Source organism: Streptomyces sp. 11-1-2, assembly GCF_003595545.1.
In the GTDB taxonomy this organism is placed as follows: domain Bacteria; phylum Actinomycetota; class Actinomycetes; order Streptomycetales; family Streptomycetaceae; genus Streptomyces; species Streptomyces hygroscopicus_B.
Genome location: NZ_CP022545.1, coordinates 9528129 through 9546450, shown reverse-complemented (window position 1 = coordinate 9546450; position 18322 = coordinate 9528129). Strand labels below are relative to the sequence as shown.

The following is an 18322-nucleotide window of genomic DNA, read 5'->3' as shown; positions in this document are numbered from 1 at the left end:
CCGTCCATCCGTCCAAAATAGTGAATGGCGTAGTCGAGTGCAGTGAACTACTGTGGGCTGTACTCCCACGTCCACCACACTGTACGGCGAGGTTTCACCATGTCCGCGCTCTTCGCTCTTGCCACCAGCCTGCTCTGGGGGCTGGCCGACTTCGGCGGAGGGTTGCTCACCCGGCGCACACCCGCGCTCACCGTGGTCGTCGCCTCCCAGATCATCGCGGTGACCGTCCTCGGCGCCATCGTGGTGGCCACCGGCGGATGGTCCGAGGCGGGCCCGCAGCTATGGTTCGCGGCGGCGGCCGGTGTGGTCGGCCCGGCCGCGATGCTGTGCTTCTACCGGGCCCTCGCGCTCGGCCCGATGGGCGTCGTCTCCCCGCTCGGCGCGCTCGGCGGGGTCGTCGTGCCGCTCGGCGTCGCGCTGGTGCTCGGCGAGCGGCCCGGGCTGCTGCAGGTCTCGGGGGTCGTGGTGGCGGTCGCGGGCGTGGTCCTGGCGAGCGGTCCGCAGACCGGCGGTGCGCCCGTCCAGCGGCAGACGCTGCTGCTCACCCTGGTCGCCGCACTGGGCTTCGGCTCGGTGATGGCCCTGATCGCCGAGGCGTCGACCACCCTGACCGGGCTCTTCCTCGCACTGTTCGTCCAGCGGGTGTGCAATGTGGCGGTCGGCGGCACCGCGCTCCTCTTCTCCGTACGGCGCGGAAACCCCGGGCTGCCCGAGGGCGGGATGGGCGTGGTGTGGGCGTCGCTGCCCGCGCTCGCCTTCGTGGGCCTCGCCGACGTGGCCGCGAACGGCACGTACAACCTCGCCGCCCACCACGGCCCGGTCACCGTCGCCGCGGTGCTCGCCTCCCTCTACCCCGTGGTGACCGCCCTCGCGGCCCGCGCACTGCTCGGCGAACGGCTGCGCGTGGTCCAGGCCACAGGCGCCGGACTCGCCCTGGTCGGGACGCTGCTGCTGGCCACGGGCTGAGCGGAGCGCCGCGCTTCCGTCCGCCCGTACACCATCCGCCCCCGCCCTGCCATGCATAACCCGACGCGTCCCAGGAACCCCCTGCTCCATGGCGCACATGATCGAGAAGCTGTATGGGGTGCGGGCCGGAGCCCGGGGGGTCGCACAGGCCGCGGTCCGGGCGTGCCGGGGGCCGGGGCGGGAGCGGGACCTGGTCGTGCAGTCGCTGAAGGCTGCCGGGGCGGCCACGCTCGCCTGGGGCGTGTCGGGGTGGTGGCTGCGGGATCCGGTGGCGCTGATGGCGCCGTGGGTGGCGGTGGTCCTGGTCCAGGCCACCGTCTTCCGTTCGCTGTTCAAGGGGTTTCAGCAACTGGTGGCCATCGCCGTCGGCACGCTCCTGGCGGCGGGGGCCGAAGCCCTGACGGGGAACACCCTGGCCTCGGTGGCCCTGGTCCTGCCGGTCGTGATGCTGCTCAGCAACTGGCCGCGCCTCGGCGACCAGGGCATCTACGGGCCCACCACCGCGCTGTTCACCCTCACCTCGGGCCCGGTGTCCGGCCTCACGGTCTCCCACCGGCTGCTGCAGGCGCTGCTGGGCGCAGCGATCGGCATCGCGGTCAACGCACTGATCTTCCCACCGGTCCATCTGCGGGACATACGGGAGAACCTCAGCGGCCTGGCCCGTGGCGCGGAGGACGCCCTCGCGTGCATGGCCGAGCGCCTGAGCGAGGAGGACTGGTCCGAGGAGACGGCCGCCGACTGGCGACGGCTGTCGAATCGCCTCCAACAGCGGCAGGAGAGCCTGCGATCGGCCCGGCTGTGGAGCCATGAGAGCCTCCGGCTGAATCCCAGGCTGCCGTGGAAGTGGCGCGGGAAGCTGCCACCGGTCCCCGCCGAGAGCGAGGACCAGCGATGGGGGTCGATCGTCGCGCAGATCGGCGGGATCACCAACACCATGATCGATATCGCCGACGAGAACCGCGCCATCCCCTCCCCCGACCAGCAGGCGCTCAGCGACTACGGCCGCCTCCTGTGCGACCTGGCAGCCGCGTGCCGGGCGCGCGCGGATCTGATCTGTCTGCCCTCCGCCCCCGACGACGAGGAGACGCACGCCCGTCTCGACGAGGCCCTGGACTCCGTGGAACGGCGCCACGACGCCCTCCACAAGCAGCTCTGCGACGAGCGCGGCATCTCCACCGCCACCACCGCCGTCCTGGGCACCCTGCTGATCCAGGCCCAGAACATCTGGCACGACATCGCCCCGGAGACCTGGCCCCGCGCCACCGCCGGGGCATAGCACCCGGCTGTCGGGGTACACCGCTGCAGTCCCGGCAGTGGTGTCGGGGCGGAGTGTGAGGAGTGGTGCCCATGAAGCCGATCGGCCACGCACGGCCGGGATTCCCCTGCTGGGTGAGTCTCGCCGCCCCCAGCCTCCAGGCGGCGCAGGAGTTCTACACCGCGGTGCTCGGGTGGACCTGGCGCCCCACCCGGCTGGGTGAGGAGTTCCGTACCGCGCTGTTCGGCGGCGCGCCGGTGGCCGGGGTCGGAGCACTCGCGAGCAGCCTCCGGAGCGCGGCCACCTGGACGCCGTTCTTCGCCGTGGCGGACGCGGACGCCACCGCGGCACGGATCCACGAGCGGGGCGGCACCGTCGGCGTCGGCCCGCTCCCCTTCGGCCCGGGCCGCCGCGCCGCGCTGGCCGCCGACCGCGACGGCGCCGTCTTCGGCTTCTGGGCGGGGGAGGCGCTGCCCGGCTGGCCGTCGGGTCCGGACGGCGCCCCGGCCTGGCTGGAGCTGCGGACCCGTGACGCGTTCGCGGCCGCCCTCTTCTACGGCGAGGTCTTCGGCTGGGCGTCCCCGGCGGGCAACTGCTCGATCGAGTACGAGAACGACGAGGTGATCGTGCGCGAGGCGGGGCGCAAGCTGGCGGTGGTCCACGGCGGCGCCGTGGAGCAGGCCCCCGACCCGGAGGTCCGGCCGCGCTGGTACGTCCACTTCCGCGTCCCCGATGTGACGGCCGCGGTGGCGGCGGCCCGCGCCGCCGGAGGCACCGTCGCCCTCGCGCCGACCGCCTCCCCCACGGGCCGTCAGGCGATCCTGCGCGACCCGGACGGCGGGCTGTTCACCGTCACCGCCGCCTGACGGACGGCCCGCGCCGGTTCGCCCGGCTCGGCTGAGCCCGCCCCGCCCCGCCCCGGCTCGGCTCGGCTGAGCCCACGCCACCCCGCCCCGGCTCGGCGTATGGCGGAAAGACGGCGCGGACCGGTGACAAAGCCGGTCCGGCCGGGAAGCCGTGGTGGCGACGGGCGCGCGGGAACACCCTGCCGTCGGGACTGTCGTCAGGACGGAGAGCGGTGATGGCCACCACGGCGGACGAAACCCGGGCCGGTCTGCCCGCGCCGCGCACCATCCGGCTGCCGGGGATCGTGCTGGGCGTGGGGCTCGGCGGATTCCTCGACGGGATCCTGCTCCACCAGTTGCTGCAGTGGCACCACATGCTCAGCAGCACCAACCACGACCGCATCGGGGTCAGGTACTACAACCCGCACACCGTCTCCGGGCTGGAGATGAACACCGTGTGGGACGGGATCTTCCACGCCGTGTGCTGGATCGCGGTCCTGCTGGGGCTGACCCTGCTCTACGCCCGGGTCACCCACGACCGCCGCCGGGTGTGGGGCTCGCGCGTCCTGTGGGGCTGGATCCTGGTCGGCTGGGGCCTGTTCAACCTGGTCGAGGGGGTACTGGACCACCAGATCCTCGGCATCCACCATGTCCACAGCGGCCCGGAGCAGCCGTGGTGGGACGCCGGTTTCCTGATCCTGGGCGCCCTTCTGGTGGCCGGCGGCCATCTGCTGCAGCGTGGCGGCGCGACCTCCGGCCCCGAGGCGCCCCGCGCCACCGGGCACAGGTGATGGATGGCGGCGCGGCACATCCCGGCCATGGACACGGCGGGGGCGGCGTGGGCGCCGGGGGCGGCGGGGGCGGCGGCCCCCTGGACGTATGGCTGCCTGCCCTCGCCCTGCTGGTGTGCGCCGCCGCCTACGCGCTTGCGGTCCGCCGCGCCCGTCGCCGCAACCCCGCCCAGGGCTGGCCGCCCACGCGGTCGATGAGCTTCGCGGCCGGGCTCGTCCTCCTGGCCCTGGCGCTGCTGCCTCCGCTCGCGCCGTTCGCCCATCAGGACTTCCGCGGCCATATGGCCCAGCATCTGCTGCTCGGGATGTACGCACCCCTCGCGCTGGTGCTCGCGGCCCCGGTCACCCTGCTGCTGCGCGCCCTGCCCCCAGGCCGCGGCCGACGGCTGACCGCCGTGCTGCGCTCCCGCCCCGCGCGGCTGCTCGCCCACCCCGTCACCGCTCTGCTGCTGACCACCGGCGGGCTGGTGCTGCTGTACTTCACCCCCCTCTACGACACCGTCATGGGCCAACCGGGGTGGCACTGGCCGACGCACGCCCATTTCCTGCTCTCGGGTTGGCTGTTCGCGTATGTCATCGCCGGTCCCGACCCGGCGCCGACCCGGCCCGGTGTGCCGGCCCGGCTGGTGGTCCTCGGCGTCGCCATCGCGGCGCACGCCGCCATCGCGCAGTTGATGTACGGGGGCTTCTGGGTCGAGGTCCACGCCCCGATCGCCGAGGTCCAGGGCGGCGCGGAGATCATGTACTACGGCGGCGACGTCGCCGAGCTCCTGCTGGCCGCGGCCCTCGTCGCCACCTGGCGCCCGGTACGGACCCCTCGGAGTGCGTACGGGACGCGGCTACGCTCGGTGCGGCGCCCGACCGGGCGGCTCGAGGAGGGGATGCGTGATGGCGGACCGTGAGGACCAAGACGGCGTGGTGGTGTACTGGCGGCCGCTGTGCCCGTTCTGCATCCACCTGCGTACGCGGCTGCGCCTCGCCCGGCTGCGGCACACCGAGGTGAACATCTGGCGGGATCCGGAGGCGGCCGCGTTCGTCCGGTCGGTCGCGGACGGGAACGAGACCGTGCCGACCGTGACGGTGGCCGGCCGGCCCATGGTGAACCCGTCGATGGGCGAGCTGATGGAGGCGGTCAGGACCCACGCCCCGCACGTCCTGTCCAAGGACGGATGAGGGTGTCGTACCGGGCGGGCCGGGGTACCCGCCCCGCAAGCCGTCGGCGTACCCCCGGGGGAATTCGGTGGCCAGGCACTTCCCGTCCAGACCACGGGCCGGAAGAGCCGTTCGGCTGATGCGTCGGCTCCGGCCGATGCGTCAGCCGTCGATACCGCCGCTCTCGCAGATCTGCCGGGCGAGGTCGCGCAGCTTGACGTTCCGCTCCTGGGACACCCGCCGCATCAGCGCGAAGGCGTCATCCTCGGTGATCTTCAGGCGTTCGATGAGGATGCCCATCGCCTCCCCGATGGTGTGCCGGGTCTCGATCGCCCGCTGGAGCTGGTCGGCGGTGCGGGCGCTGGAGAAGGCGACCGCGGCGTGCGAGGCGAGCAGCCAGCCGGCCGTCTCGCTGGCCTTGGTGAAGGCGGCGGGGCGCGCCGAGTAGAGGTTCAGGGCGCCGAGGTCCTCCTGCTCGGTGTAGAGCAGGAATCCCATCATGCTGCCGATGCCGAGGTCGCGGGCCTGGCTGACGAAGGCCGGCCAGCGCTCCTCGGGCTGGGTGAAGTCCTTGATCCGGAACACCCGCTCACCGCCCAGCCGACGGGCGGCGTCGAAGCAGGGCCCCTCGCTGAGCCGCTCCTGCAACCGGTCGGAGCGGACCACCAGGCCGTCGGTGGGGGCGAGGGACTCCACCCGCTTGCCGTGCAGCATCAGGATGCCGGCCGCGTCGCAGCCGTCCACGATGTCCACCGCGCACTCGGAGATCCGCTCGAGAGTGGCCTCCACGGATGCCTGCGCCAGCAGGTCCCGCGCCAGGGTGGCCATGCGCTCGGCGAAGGCTTCCCAGTCCATGACCACCATCCGATCACATCGAGCTACTCGCCGCCTCTGAGCGCTTCCCGGTACTGCTTGGCCCGGTCCGCGTACACCTGGGCGTTCAGCTTGATGCCTTCCCGTTCCTCGTCGGTGAGGGGGCGCTTCACCTTCGCCGGTACCCCGGCCACCAGTGAGCCGGGCGGTATCTCCATCCCCTGCGGCACCAGGGCCTGGGCGGCGACCAGCGATCCGGCACCGACCCGGGCGCCGTTGAGGACCGTGGCCCCCATGCCGATCAGCACATCGTCCTCGACCGTGCAGCCGTGCACGACCGCGTTGTGCCCGACGGAGACCCGCTCGCCGATCGAGACCGGGAATCCGGGGTCGACGTGCACCGTGCAATTGTCCTGGATGTTGCTGTCCGCGCCGAGGACGATGGGGCCGCCGTCGCCTCGTAGCACCGCCTGGTACCAGATGCTCGATCCGGCGGCCAGCACGACCTCGCCGATCACCACCGACGTGGGGGCCACGAACGCCTCGGGGGCGATCTGTGGCTCCTTGCCGCCGATTCCGAAGATCAAGGCGTCGTGCACCGTTGCTCCCACCTGGCCGTCCCCTTCACGTTCCTCGCCCTGGCCGGTCCCGTCGCTTCGACCGGCGGGGCCGTCCTAGTCGCCGGCCGGGACCGGCTGCGGCTCGGCCGTCTCGGAGTCGGCCGCCGTGGCCGCGGCGGGCTTGGCCTTCTTGGAGCGCCACTTCATGACGAGCATCGAGCCGAGGCCGAAGAGCAGGGCCAGCACGAGGCCGAGCCAGGAGAAGCGCTTGAGCCAGTCCTCGGCGACCTTGCCCAGGGAGTAGATGACCGCGGTGGTGCCACCGGCCCAGACGATGCCGCCGAGCACATTGGCGATGAGGAACTTCCAGTACGGCATCTGCAGCACACCCGCGAGCGGACCCGCGAAGATACGCAGCAGCGCGATGAAACGGCCGACGAAGACCGCCCACATGCCCCACTTCTGGAAGGAGCGCTCTGCGGTCGCCACATGTTCGGCGCTGAAATGCTTGGGGAATTTACGGCCCAGCCAGGTGAGGAGTGGCTGTCCGCCCTTACGGCCGATGAGATAGCCGATGGAGTCGCCGATCACCGCGCCCGCGATGGCGCTGCCCCCGAGGATGTAGGGGTTGATGTGGTCCTGCGAGGCCGCCAGCAGCGTCGCGCTGACGAGGACGATCTCACCGGGAAGCGGGATTCCCAGGCTCTCCAGGCCGATGACGAGACCCACCAGCAGATACACGCTGACCGCGGGTACGGTCTCGAGCCATTCCTCGATATGCAACGCCGGTTCCTCCCCATGTGGCGATCGCTTCCCGGCGTACGCCGGACGGGAGCGCGGCGCACCCCGGGAAGACTACTCAATCGGCGCGCGGTCGCCATCATCCCCAGGTCGTGCTCCCGCTCGCGTCGGCTCCGGCGAAGGGATGACCGCTCAGGACGGCGGAGGGATGACCGCTCAGGACTGGGGAGGGATGACCGCTCAGGACTGGGGCCGCAGGGTCCATACGATGGACATCTCGCCCGTGACCGCGCCGTCCTCCCGGGTGATCGCGATGTTCACCGGGAATTCGGGGCGCTCCCCCGCGTCCAGCTCGGCGACCACCTCGGCGACGGTCCGGCCGAGGGTGGCGGTCGCGGTGACGGTCCCCTTGGCGAGCTTCTTGTAGCCGATCTCGGCGCGCACGGCCAGCGGTACGGCACGGCCGAGCTGATCGCCGAACGCCGCCAGCACGACCGCGCCGCTCGCGGACTCGGCCAGGGTGAACATGGCGCCCGCGTGGGGGCCGCCGACGTGGTTGTGGAAGTCGGACTGGTCGGGCAGGCGCAGCACCGCGCGTTCGGGCGACGCCTCGATGAACTCCAGGTTCAGGGTGCGCACCATGGGCACGGTGGCGGCCAGCATCTCACCGACGGAGGGCAGGGTTTCTGACATGCCCCGGAAGTTACCACCCAGTAGCAAGCTGGGGAAGAGGCGGTCCGCGGGGCAGGCGTAGCAGCCGTCATCGCCCCCCTCTATCGTTACTCGCCATGTGGCCAGGACAGCAGCCGCCCGGGGGCGAGCAGAACAACCCGCAAGGTCAGAACCCCTACCAGCAGCCGGGGTACCAGCAGCCGGGATACGACCAGTCCAACCCGTATCAGCAGCCGGGGTACCAGCAGCCGAATCCCTATCAGCAGCCTCCCCAGCAGCCGCCGGGACACCCCGGCCAGCCGGGGCAGCCGCAGCAGCCAGGGTACGGCCGGCAACAGCCCGGCTACGGCCAGCCGCAGCAGCCCGATTACGGCCCGCCGCAGGGTCCGCCGCAGCCGACCGGCCAGCAGTGGGGCGCTCCGTCCGGCCCGCCCGGCGCGCCGCAGCCGCCGCGCGACAACAAGAAGCGGACGACGACCATCGCCATCGTCGCGGCGATCGCGGTCGTCGCGGCCGCCGCCATCACCGGTGTGCTGGTCCTGGGCAACGACGACAGCGACGGCGGTGACGAGTCCAAGGGGAAGGACAAGACGCCCACCGCCCCCTCGTCCGCTCCGGCCTCCGACAAGCCGACCGATGACCCGGCCGGCGGCGGTGCGGACAACCCGCGCGCCGGCGGTGACGCCACCGACGTCAAGGCGGTCATACCCGGCTGGAAGCCGGTCGTCAGCCCCAAGCGGCACAACGCCTTCGACGTCCCCCCGGAGTGGACGGTCGAATCGCCGGGGCTGAGCACCGGTTTCGAGGACGACAAGGGCAAGCCGCTCGTTGTCATGTCCGCTCCGGCCAGGTACAAGAAGGACTACTGCTCGGTCAAGGACAAGGACGGCTACGTCAACAAGAGTCACGCCGCCGGAGCGGGCTCGAAGGGTGCGCAGGGCGCCAAGAACAAGGCGTCGGCCGCCGAGGTCGAGGCCGAGAACTGGGTCTTCGCCGCCTTCGACCAGGACCAGACCGGGACCCGCAAGGTCACCGAAGCCAAGAAGTTCACCAGCGCCCACGGTCTCAAGGGCTACACCGCGTCGGCCACCGTCACCGGGGTGAAGAAGACCGACAAGTGCTCCACCGACGGCAAGTCCGTGACGGTGACCTACACGGACATCAACGGTGACTTCGCGACGTGGGTCCTGTACTCCGTCAAGGGCACCAAGGAAGAGGTCCCGGACGCCACGATCAAGAAGATCATGAGTTCGCTGCGGCCGGTGAAGTCGGAGGTCTCCTGACCACCGAATGACCGCCGCCTGACCGCCCGCTGACGGCGGCCGGAATTTGGTTGGACGCCGGGACCCGCCCCCAGGGATAGTCCCGATGTGACGACTCCTCCGGCCCCGCGCCTCCGACCGCGCCGCCCCGCGTGGGCCGGCCGCAACTACACACTGCTGACCACCGCCGCCGTGGTGACGGGCCTCGGGAACGCCGGAGCCCTCATCGCGGCGGCGTTCGCGGTGCTGGAGGCCGGCGGGGACGGCGGCGACGTCGGGCTCGTGGCGGCGGCCCGCACGCTTCCCCTGGTCGTCTTCCTGCTGATCGGCGGCGCGCTGGCGGACCGGCTGCCCCGCCACCGGGTGATGGTCGCCGCCAACAGCCTCAACTGCGCCTCACAGGCGGTCTTCGCCGTGCTCGTCCTGTCCGGCGAGGCGCGGCTGTGGCAGATGGCCGTGCTCTCCGCGCTCGGCGGCACCGGGCAGGCGTTCTTCTCCCCCGCCGCCGAGGGCATGCTGCTCTCCAGCGTCACCGGCGAACAGGCCGCCCGCGCCTTCGCGCTGTTCCGGATGGGCATGAACGGTGCGCAGATCGGCGGGGCGGCGGTCGGCGGCGCGCTGATCGCGGTGGTCGGCCCCGGCTGGATGCTGGCCGTCGACGCCGCCGCGTTCGCGATCGCGGGTGCCCTGCGCGCCCTGCTCGACGTCAGCGCCGTGGCCCGGCGGAAACCCGGGGGCGGCATGTTGCGGGATCTGCGCGAAGGCTGGCACGAAGTCATCTCCCGGCCCTGGCTGTGGTCGATCGTCGTGCAGTTCTCCGTCGTCAACGCGGTGGTGGGAGCGGCCGAGTCGGTGTTCGGCCCGCTGGTCGCCGAGGACCATCTGGGCGGCGCGCGCCCCTGGGGGTTCGCGCTCGCGGCGTTCGGTGCGGGCACGGTCCTCGGCGGTCTGCTGATGATGCGCTGGCGGCCACGGCGGCTGCTGCTCGCGGGCTCCTTGAGCATCCTGCCGCTCGCCCTGCCGGCTGCCGCGCTGGCGGTCCCGGTGGCGATTCCGGCGCTGGTGGCGGTGATGTTCCTGGTCGGGGTCTCGGTCGAGGTGTTCGGGGTGTCCTGGATGACCGCGCTGCACCAGGAGATCCCCGAGGACAAGCTGTCGCGGGTCTCGGCGTACGACTGGTTCGGCTCCGTCGCCATGGTGCCGGTCGCCACGGCGCTCGCGGGCCCGGCCGAGGAGACGTTCGGCCGGTCGGCCTCGCTGTGGGGCTGTTCGGCGCTGATCCTGGCGCTGACGCTGGCGGTGCTGACGGTCCCGGACGTACGGCGGCTGCGCCGGCACGAGACCACGCCCGTCATCGAGGGCGGACCGGCCGCCGCGGACGCCACCACGGAGCCGGTCAGCCCACGCTGAACGCCCCGTCCGGCGGCTCGGGCGACGGCGTGGCATCCACGTCCCGTACCGGCGCCGCGCCGCCCATGAAGCGCTCCAGCGCCGCCCCGTACTCGACCCTGGCCGGGAAGGCGTCGGCCGCCGTGCGGCGGGCCAGCACGGCGACCGGCGGTTCGGCCTGGGAGGCCACCAGCACGGCGTTGCCGAACCGGCGGCCACGCAGCACGGACGGCTCCGCGATCAGGGCGAGATGCGCGAACGCCGTGCGGTAGGTGGCCAGTTGGGAGCGGAGGAAGGCGAACGGCGCCCCGTCGGCCAGATTCGCGACGTACCACCCGCCCGGCCGCAGCGCCCGGGCCGCGGCGCGGGCGTACTCGACGGAGGTCAGATGCGCGGGCACCCGCGAACCGCCGAAGACATCGGCCACGATGACATCGGCGGACCCCTCGGGCGCGGTCTCCAGCGCCGTCCGGGCGTCCCGCGGCCGCACCGTGATGCCCGCCCCGGGCCGCAGCGGAAGATGCTCGGCGACCAGCTCCAGCAGCCCCCGGTCGGCCTCGATCACCACCTGGTGCGAGCCGGGGCGGGTGGCGGCCAGATAGCGGGGCAGCATCAGCGCCCCGCCGCCCAGGTGCAGAACGTCGAGCGGGGCGCCGGGATCGGCGGCGGCGTCCAGGACATGGGCGATCCGCCGCGCGTACTCGAATTCGAGATGGACCGGATCGTCCAGGTCGACATACGACTGCGGGGCGCCGTCCACCGTGAGCAGCCAGGCGTGCGGGCGGTCCAGGTCCGGCATCAGCTTGGCGGTGCCGCCGTCCACGGCGCGGCTTACGGGTATCGGCTCGTTCACCGTCTCATTGTGCCGTCACGGGGCTCGCGCCTCGTGCCGCCAGGGGGCATCACGGCCTCGCTCGCCCACCTCCTGCCGGGGAGGCGGGCGAGCGGGACCGGTCTCGTTACGGCTGGTCGAGCACGGTGGTCACGGTGCCCGCGCCCACCGTGCGGCCGCCCTCGCGGATCGCGAAGCCGAGGCCCGGCTCCAGCGGTACGGCGCGGCCGAGCTCGACCGTCATGGTGACGGTGTCCCCGGGGCGCGCCACCGCGACGGGCCCGAGGTCCACGGCGCCGACCACATCGGCCGTGCGGAGGTAGAACTGCGGGCGGTAGCCGGTGGACACCGGTGTCCGCCGGCCGCCCTCGGCCGCCGACAGGACGTACACCCGCGCGGTGAAGTGCCGCCTCGGCACGAGGCTGCCGGGCGCGGCCACCACATCGCCGCGGCGCACCGTGTCCCGCGCCACCCCGCGCAGCAGCAGCGCGACATTGTCGCCCGCCTCGGCCGCCACCATGGACTTGCCGAAGGTCTCCACGCCGGTGACCACCGTGGCCACCTCGCTGCCGGGGACCTCGACACGGTCGCCGACCCGTACCGTGCCGCGCTCGATGGCGCCGGTGACGACCGTGCCGCGGCCGGTGATGGTCAGCACGTTCTCCACCGGTAGCAGGAACGGGGCCCGGGTGTGGCGCACGGGCGTCGGCACATAGATGTCCACGGCGTCCAGCAGCGCCTCGATCGCCCCGGTCCACCGCGGGTCGCCGTCCAGCGCCCGCAGCCCGGAGACCCGTACGACGGGCGTGGTGTCGCCGGGATAGCCGTGCGCGGAGAGCAGTTCGCGCACCTCGAGCTCGACCAGGTCGGTGAGCTCGGGGTCGCCCGCGTCGGCCTTGTTGAGGGCCACCACGATGTGGTCGACCCCGACCTGACGGGCCAGCAGCACATGCTCGGCGGTCTGCGGCATCACGCCGTCGAGCGCGGAGACGACGAGGATCGCCCCGTCGATCTGGGCGGCGCCGGTCACCATGTTCTTGATGAAGTCGGCGTGGCCGGGCATGTCGACATGCGCGTAGTGGCGGGTGTCGGTCTCGTACTCGACATGCGCGATGTTGATGGTGATGCCGCGCGCGGCCTCCTCCGGCGCCCGGTCGATGCGGTCCGCCGGTACGTAGGTGCCGCCGGTGCCGCGCTCGCTCAGCACCTTGGTGATGGCGGCGGTCAGCGTGGTCTTGCCGTGGTCGACATGGCCCATGGTGCCGATGTTCAGATGCGGCTTGGTGCGCACATAGGTCTGCTTGGACATGCGACGGTCTCTCCTCGTCAGCGGGGGTGGGAAGCGCGGACCCCAGAACCTCGCCGACCCTCCCCCTGGGGGATCCGTCGGAGTTGTCCGAGGAGGGTCAGCTTCGGGCGCCGTGGAGGCAGACGGCGGGAACGGCGGCGGGCGGGCCCGTGGTGAGGGCGGCGACCGCGGCCGGAGCGAGAGAGGGGACGGCAGCCTTCGGCGCGTCCGCGACCGCGGACGTCGGCGTGAGGAAGGCGAGCCGGAACATGCTGTGATCTTCGCGCACTGTACGGTCCGCGTCGAATGGTTTTCGGTGCGTGCGGGGCCGGTGGGACCGGTGGCCCGGGAGCGAACGCCCGGTGACACAGGGGTGGTTGGCCAGGCGTCCGGCCTGCTCGTTTCCGGTGTCCGGCCCGGGCCCGGAGACTGGTTTCGGGCCGCCTGCCGACTGGTTTCGGACCGTCCGCCGACTGGTTTGAGACGGTCCGCCGACCCCCTGTCGACGGTCTGCCGACAATCGGACGACAACGCGACGACATCACGGCGCCCGCCCGGCTTGGTCGGTTACGCTCCACCGATGCTCGATGTCGCCGCACCGCCCGCGAAACCGGCCACGCGCCGCGCCCGCGCCGTGCTCCTCTCGCCGTGGTCGCGGCTGGGGCTGCTCGCCGCGCTGCTCACGGGCTCCGCGATCGCGGTCTTGCTGTGGCAGCCGCAGCGGCTGCTGACCCACGGCTGGCCGGAGCTGTCGGGCGCGACGGCCGTGGTGCTGTTCACGGCCGCGTACGGGGTGGGGACCGCCGCGCTGGTGCCCCGGCCGCTGCTGAACCTGGCGGCCGGTGCGCTCTTCGGCATCCAGGCCGGGCTGGTCACGGCCGTCGGCGGCACGGTGATCGGCGCCGGGATCGCCTTCGGTCTTGGCCGGCTGCTGGGGCAGGACGCGCTGCGTCCGCTGCTGCGGGGCCGCTGGCTCACGGCGGCGGACCGGCAGCTGAGCCACCACGGGTTCCGGTCCATGCTGGCGATCCGGCTGTTCCCCGGCGTACCGTTCGCCGCCGCCAACTACTGCGCTGCCGTCTCGCGGATGGGCTGGCCGTCGTTCCTGCTGGCCACGGGGCTGGGCAGTGTGCCGAACACCGCCGCGTACGTGGTCGCGGGCAGCCGCGCCACCACCCCCACCTCGCCCGTCTTCCTCCTCGCGATGGCCTTCATCACGGTGCCCGCCGTCGCGGGGGCGCTGGTGGCCTGGCGCAAGCGTGGCCGACTGCGGCCCGCAAGCCCCGGGGAGCGCCTCGGCCAGGACGCGACCGCGGGCGAGACCCCGCCGTCGGCGTGACGGGCGGGCCCGGGGCCTGACGAGCGGGCCCGCGGCCTGACGAACAGCATCCCGCGGCGGGCGTCGCGGTCAGCCGCTGGGGTCCGTCAGCCGCCGGCCGGTCCGTGGGCGGAGGCGGAAGCAGCCGCCGCGCGGGCGGACAGCGGCTCGGCGATGTCCTCGAGCGGGCGCTGTTCCGCCGGGACGGCGAGGAAGGCGGCGACGAGCCCGGCGGCGACCATGAGCGCCGCCCCGATGGAGAAGGCCAGCGCGGTGTCGGCGAGGACTCCGCTCTGCGTCAGATCCGAGAAGATCAGCGGACCGGTGATGCCTCCGGCCGCCGTGCCGATGGCGTAGAAGAAGGCGATGGCCAGGGCGCGCGTCTCCATCGGGAAGACCTCGCTGACCGTCAGATACGCGGAGCTCGCACCGGCCGAGGCGAAGAAGAGGACCACGCACCAGCAGGCCGTCATCGTGGCCGCGCTGAGCCAGCCGTTGCCGAACATCCAGGCGGTGATGAACAGCAGCACACCGGAGAGGATGTACGTCCCCGAGATCATCACGCGGCGGCCGACCGTGTCGAAGAGCCTGCTCAGCAGGGCCGGCCCGAGGAAGTTGCCGAAGGCGATGACCGCGAAGTAGTAGCCGGTGTCGCCGCTGGGCACGTCGAAGAACCGCACCAGGATCGAGCCGAAGCCGAAGGTGATGGCGTTGTAGAGGAACGCCTGCCCGATGAAGAGGGCCAGCCCCAGGACCGCGCGCCGGGGATACGCCCGGAAGAGCGTCCGGGCGATCTCGATGAAGCCGGTGCTCCTCCGCGTCTTGATGGTGATGGCCTTGTCCGGCTCGGGCAGGCGCCGCCCGGTCTCGTCCTCGATCCGCCGTTCGGCCGCCGCGACCAGTTCCCCGGCGCCCTCCGCCCGGCCGTGGATGAACATCCAGCGCGGGCTCTCCGGGACGTTCCGGCGCACCAGCAGGATGGCCAGGCCGAGGACGACACCGAGGGCGAAGGTGAGCCGCCAGCCGACGTTGAGCGGGAAGAAGTCCGTGTTGAGCATGAGCACGGAGAGCAGCGAGCCGCCCATCGCGCCGAGCCAGAAGCTCCCGTTGATGACCAGATCGACGCGGCCCCGGTACCTGCTGGGGATCAGCTCGTCGATCGCGGAGTTGATGGCCGCGTACTCGCCGCCGATACCGAAGCCGGTGAGGAAGCGGAAGAGGAAGAACCACCAGGCGGAGAAGGCGATGGCGGTGAGCGCGGTGGCGGCCAGATAGACCCCGAGCGTGATGAGGAAGAGCTTCTTGCGGCCGTAGCGGTCGGTGAGCCAGCCGAAGACCAGCGCCCCGGTGCAGGCCCCGGCCACATAGAGGGCCGCCGCGACCCCGGTGACCTGCGCGTCGGTGATGGGCAGCCCGCTGCCGGGCTCGGAGAGGCGGCTGGCGATATTGCCGACGACGGTCACTTCGAGACCGTCCAGGATCCATACGGTGCCGAGGCCGATCACGATCATCCAGTGCCAGCGCGACCAGGGCAGCCGGTCCAGCCGTGCCGGGACCTTGGTGGTGATCGTCCCGCCGGGCCCGTCCCCTCGGCCTCCCTGTTCTCCGTCACGCCCGATCGCGGTCATACGGTTCGGCTCCTCGGCTGTCCAGGCCGTCCACGGCTGTTCGCAGCTGTCCACGGCTGTCCACGGCTGATCCGCACCAGGGCGCCCGCGGCCGGGCGACCGAGCGCCGAGTACCCAAGGTCAAAGCGATGAACCGATGGTCCGACCAGGCCCTTGATGGGCCGCGCACCCGGGGACGCTACGCTGCCCACACCCGGCAGTTGATCCTCGACCGCCGGCTTCCCACCGACCACCCCGCCTGAATCGGTCACGCCTGGCCATCTCTGGCCAGAAATCGATCAGCGCACGATCAGCCTCTGGATAGCGAAGACTCAATGTCGTGGTTTGAATCATTCATCCTCGGGCTGGTCCAGGGGTTGACTGAGTTTCTTCCGATCTCCTCCAGCGCCCATCTGCGGCTCACGGCCGCGTTCGCCGGCTGGAGCGACCCTGGGCCCGCGTTCACCGCGATCACCCAGATCGGCACGGAGCTCGCGGTGCTCATCTACTTCCGCAAGGACATCGTCAACATCGTGTCGGCCTGGTTCCGCTCGCTCTTCAGCAAGGAGTGGCGGGGCAACCACGACGCCCAGATGGGCTGGCTGGTGATCGTCGGCTCGCTGCCCATCGGTGTGCTCGGGCTCACCCTGCAGGACGCGATCGAGGGTCCGTTCCGCGATCTGCGGCTCATAGCCACGACCCTCGTGGTCATGGGCCTCGTCCTGGGCTTCGCGGACCGGCGTGCGTCGCGCGATGAGTCGGGCGGCCGGCATCGCGTCGCCAACCAGCGCAAGACGCTGAAGGAGCTGAGCATCCGGGACGGCCTCATATTCGGCGTCTGCCAGGCGATGGCGCTGGTGCCGGGCGTCTCCCGGTCCGGCGCGACGATCAGCGGCGGACTGCTCATGGGCTACACCCGCGAGGCGGCGGCCCGCTACTCCTTCCTTCTCGCGGTCCCGGCGGTGCTGGCCTCGGGTGCCTTCGAGCTGAAGGACGCGTCCGAGGGGCATACGGAGTGGGGCCCGACGATCTTCGCGACCGTCATCGCCTTCGTTGTCGGCTATGTCGTCATCGCGTGGTTCATGAAGTTCATTTCCAGCAAGAGCTTCATGCCGTTTGTGATCTACCGGATTCTGCTGGGCATCGTGCTCTTCGCACTGGTGGGCTTCGGTGTGCTGAGCGCCCACGCGGCCGAGTCGGCGGGCTGACGCCCTTCTCCGCACAGACAGGGGATGGGCCGCCGGCCGAGGAGGGAGGAGTCCGGCGGCCCCTTCGCTCAGGTCTGGCGCCCCCTGAGCGGCATGGGACGAGTCAATCGCCATGCGGGGCGCCTGGGAAGGGTGTGCGGTAGATATATGCAAGCACTCGCATCACACCGGGTGTGAACTCCTCACCCAGCGCACGCCCCTGCCCTGAGTCGGCAGGTCACGGGGACGATCACGCCGACGATTCGGCGACGATCTCCACCAGCTCACTCAACGAGTCGATCCGCCAGTCCGCCATCGCCGCGTCGGCGGTATCGGCCCACAGATACGCCCACGGCCCCCGGCGGATATGCGCGGCCCACAGCCCGGTGCCCTTCGCCGGCCGGATGTCGAAGGCCGGATAGTCACCCACGTACAGCGTGTCCCCCGGCGCGGCCCCGCCGAGCTCCAGCACCCGCCGGAAGAACTCCGGATCGGGCTTGGCGACCCCCCACTCACTGGACGTCGCCACGGCGTCGACCGGCAGCCCCAGCTCCCGCAGCAGCTCACCCGCCCGCAGCGACTGATTCCCGGCCAGGACCACCCGCAGCCCCGACTCCCGCAGCCCCGACTCCCGCAGCCCGCCGAGCGCGGACCGTACATCGGGATACACGTCGGACTCGTCCAGCCACTCCCCCCGCCCCGCCGCCTCCCGCGCCCGCCACTCCGCGTCGATGTCCACGCCCGGCCGCACCAGACGGATCGCGTCCTTGTCGTCCCGCCCCTGCGCGACGACGGCCCCCACCAGCGCGGACAGGGTGTGCCGCGGGACCCCGAGCCAGTCGGCCCAATCGCCCCAGTAGCGGTCCTCCCGGACGAGGGTCGAGCCGATGTCGAACACGACGCTCTCGATCACCGCGGCCCCTTCCTCCGGCCTCTGGCCCTCACACCTTCTCGGGCCCCTGATCCTCCCAGTCCACGTAACGGATCCGGGCCAGATCCAGCACCTCACCGACCGTGCCCCACTCGTTCTTCCCCAGCCGGGACAGCGGCCGCAGCCGGGTGATCTCCGCATGCCCGTCGACCATCACCGCGTCGTCGATCGCGGCATGCACCACCCGCCCGAAGACCACCGTCGAATTCCCGAGCCCCATCGTGCTGTGCACCACGCACTCCAACGCCACCGGCGACCCCGCCACCCGAGGCGGCTTCACCCGCGCACTCGCCTCCTGCGCCACCCCCACCGCCTCGAACTCGCTCACCCCGTGCGGAAAGTCCGTCGCGGTCGCGTTGACCTGCTCGAACAACCCCTCCGGCGCGAGGTTCACCACGAACTCCCCGGTGTCCTCGACATTCCGCAGCGAGTCCTTACGCCCCACGGAGGTGAACTGCACGATCGGCGGAGCCACGGCCGCGACGGTGAAGAACGAGTGCGGGGCGAGATTCGCGGAGCCATCCCGGCCCACCGTCGACACCCAGGCGATCGGCCGAGGCACGATCACCGAGGTCAGCAGCTTGTAGAAGGGAGTGGGGCCCACGGCCTCGGGCTCGAAGTCAATACGCATACGACCCAGTATCCGCGCAGGCGACAGCACATCCCAACGACGGATCGCGGCATCACCCAGCCCCTGACTTCCGCGGAAGGTG

20 protein-coding genes are annotated in these 18322 nt (G+C 71.9%); 10 read left to right on the top strand and 10 right to left on the bottom strand.

Annotated features, from left to right (window positions below; all coding sequences use genetic code 11):
- The first annotated feature begins 99 nt into the window (after positions 1–99).
- From CGL27_RS41070 to CGL27_RS41045, 6 genes are all read left to right on the top strand, one after another.
- On the top strand, positions 100–966 hold the full coding sequence (locus CGL27_RS41070; RefSeq protein WP_078647176.1) for a DMT family transporter: 867 nt from the start codon (positions 100–102) through the stop codon (positions 964–966).
- 88 nt (positions 967–1054) lie between these two features.
- The gene (locus CGL27_RS41065) at positions 1055–2242 is read left to right on the top strand and encodes an aromatic acid exporter family protein (protein ID WP_240450818.1); all 1188 of its coding nucleotides are present in this window, start codon (positions 1055–1057) and stop codon (positions 2240–2242) included.
- Between the two features lie 71 nt (positions 2243–2313).
- Complete coding sequence (locus CGL27_RS41060; RefSeq protein ID WP_205587835.1) at positions 2314–3087, top strand: VOC family protein; 774 nt, start codon at positions 2314–2316, stop codon at positions 3085–3087.
- A gap of 215 nt (positions 3088–3302) precedes the next feature.
- A complete protein-coding gene (locus CGL27_RS41055; RefSeq protein ID WP_119992571.1) occupies positions 3303–3857 on the top strand; it encodes a DUF2243 domain-containing protein in 555 nt (184 codons plus the stop codon).
- Positions 3857–4759 carry a cytochrome c oxidase assembly protein gene (locus tag CGL27_RS41050; protein ID WP_119992570.1) on the top strand — a complete coding sequence of 301 codons (903 nt, stop codon included), beginning with the start codon at positions 3857–3859 and terminating at the stop codon, positions 4757–4759. Before CGL27_RS41055 ends, CGL27_RS41050 begins: the two co-directional genes overlap by 1 nt.
- Positions 4746–5030 carry a glutaredoxin domain-containing protein gene (locus tag CGL27_RS41045; protein ID WP_078639539.1) on the top strand — a complete coding sequence of 95 codons (285 nt, stop codon included), beginning with the start codon at positions 4746–4748 and terminating at the stop codon, positions 5028–5030. The genes CGL27_RS41050 and CGL27_RS41045 overlap by 14 nt, the downstream gene beginning before the upstream one ends.
- A gap of 141 nt (positions 5031–5171) precedes the next feature.
- On the opposite strand, the gene CGL27_RS41040 is transcribed toward CGL27_RS41045, so the two are convergent.
- The 4 genes from CGL27_RS41040 to CGL27_RS41025 form a co-directional block, all read right to left on the bottom strand.
- Positions 5172–5864 (bottom strand): GAF and ANTAR domain-containing protein, encoded by a 693-nt coding sequence (locus CGL27_RS41040; RefSeq protein ID WP_119994796.1) that lies wholly within the window; start codon positions 5862–5864, stop codon positions 5172–5174.
- 23 nt (positions 5865–5887) lie between these two features.
- Positions 5888–6421 carry a gamma carbonic anhydrase family protein gene (locus CGL27_RS41035; protein WP_078639540.1) on the bottom strand — a complete coding sequence of 178 codons (534 nt, stop codon included), beginning with the start codon at positions 6419–6421 and terminating at the stop codon, positions 5888–5890.
- A gap of 75 nt (positions 6422–6496) precedes the next feature.
- The gene (locus CGL27_RS41030; RefSeq protein WP_078639541.1) at positions 6497–7165 is read right to left on the bottom strand and encodes a DedA family protein; all 669 of its coding nucleotides are present in this window, start codon (positions 7163–7165) and stop codon (positions 6497–6499) included.
- Between the two features lie 198 nt (positions 7166–7363).
- Positions 7364–7816, bottom strand: coding sequence for a DUF4442 domain-containing protein (locus CGL27_RS41025; RefSeq protein ID WP_119992569.1), 453 nt, complete (start codon positions 7814–7816; stop codon positions 7364–7366).
- A gap of 95 nt (positions 7817–7911) precedes the next feature.
- On the opposite strand from CGL27_RS41025, the gene CGL27_RS41020 reads away from it, so the two are divergent.
- Both CGL27_RS41020 and CGL27_RS41015 read left to right on the top strand, forming a co-directional pair.
- On the top strand, positions 7912–9078 hold the full coding sequence (locus tag CGL27_RS41020; protein ID WP_119992568.1) for a hypothetical protein: 1167 nt from the start codon (positions 7912–7914) through the stop codon (positions 9076–9078).
- A gap of 87 nt (positions 9079–9165) precedes the next feature.
- Positions 9166–10467 (top strand): MFS transporter, encoded by a 1302-nt coding sequence (locus CGL27_RS41015; RefSeq protein ID WP_119992567.1) that lies wholly within the window; start codon positions 9166–9168, stop codon positions 10465–10467.
- On the opposite strand, the gene CGL27_RS41010 is transcribed toward CGL27_RS41015, so the two are convergent.
- The 3 genes from CGL27_RS41010 to CGL27_RS50470 all read right to left on the bottom strand — a co-directional run bounded on the left by CGL27_RS41010 (position 10454) and on the right by CGL27_RS50470 (position 12837).
- On the bottom strand, positions 10454–11299 hold the full coding sequence (locus CGL27_RS41010; RefSeq protein WP_119992566.1) for a fused MFS/spermidine synthase: 846 nt from the start codon (positions 11297–11299) through the stop codon (positions 10454–10456). The genes CGL27_RS41015 and CGL27_RS41010 overlap by 14 nt on opposite strands.
- Positions 11300–11405: 106 nt before the next feature.
- A complete protein-coding gene (gene tuf / locus CGL27_RS41005; protein ID WP_119992565.1) occupies positions 11406–12587 on the bottom strand; it encodes an elongation factor Tu in 1182 nt (393 codons plus the stop codon).
- A 97-nt stretch (positions 12588–12684) separates the two neighbouring features.
- On the bottom strand, positions 12685–12837 hold the full coding sequence (locus CGL27_RS50470; protein WP_162953182.1) for a hypothetical protein: 153 nt from the start codon (positions 12835–12837) through the stop codon (positions 12685–12687).
- Between the two features lie 309 nt (positions 12838–13146).
- Here CGL27_RS50470 and CGL27_RS41000 point away from each other — a divergent pair, with 309 nt between their 5' ends.
- Positions 13147–13905, top strand: a complete 759-nt coding sequence (locus CGL27_RS41000; RefSeq protein WP_119992564.1) for a TVP38/TMEM64 family protein — start codon at positions 13147–13149, stop codon at positions 13903–13905.
- An 86-nt stretch (positions 13906–13991) separates the two neighbouring features.
- Here the strand turns inward: CGL27_RS41000 and CGL27_RS40995 are convergent, their stop codons facing one another.
- Positions 13992–15512: an MFS transporter gene (locus CGL27_RS40995; RefSeq protein ID WP_119992563.1), complete on the bottom strand. Its 1521-nt coding sequence runs from the start codon at positions 15510–15512 to the stop codon at positions 13992–13994.
- Between the two features lie 314 nt (positions 15513–15826).
- On the opposite strand from CGL27_RS40995, the gene CGL27_RS40990 reads away from it, so the two are divergent.
- Entirely contained in the window at positions 15827–16699 is an 873-nt protein-coding gene (locus tag CGL27_RS40990) for an undecaprenyl-diphosphate phosphatase (protein WP_078639550.1), read from the top strand.
- A 229-nt stretch (positions 16700–16928) separates the two neighbouring features.
- Here the strand turns inward: CGL27_RS40990 and CGL27_RS40985 are convergent, their stop codons facing one another.
- Positions 16929–17591: an HAD family hydrolase gene (locus tag CGL27_RS40985; RefSeq protein WP_119992562.1), complete on the bottom strand. Its 663-nt coding sequence runs from the start codon at positions 17589–17591 to the stop codon at positions 16929–16931.
- Positions 17592–17619: 28 nt separating this feature from the next.
- The gene (locus tag CGL27_RS40980) at positions 17620–18240 is read right to left on the bottom strand and encodes a flavin reductase family protein (protein ID WP_119992561.1); all 621 of its coding nucleotides are present in this window, start codon (positions 18238–18240) and stop codon (positions 17620–17622) included.
- Positions 18241–18322 lie beyond the last annotated feature (82 nt).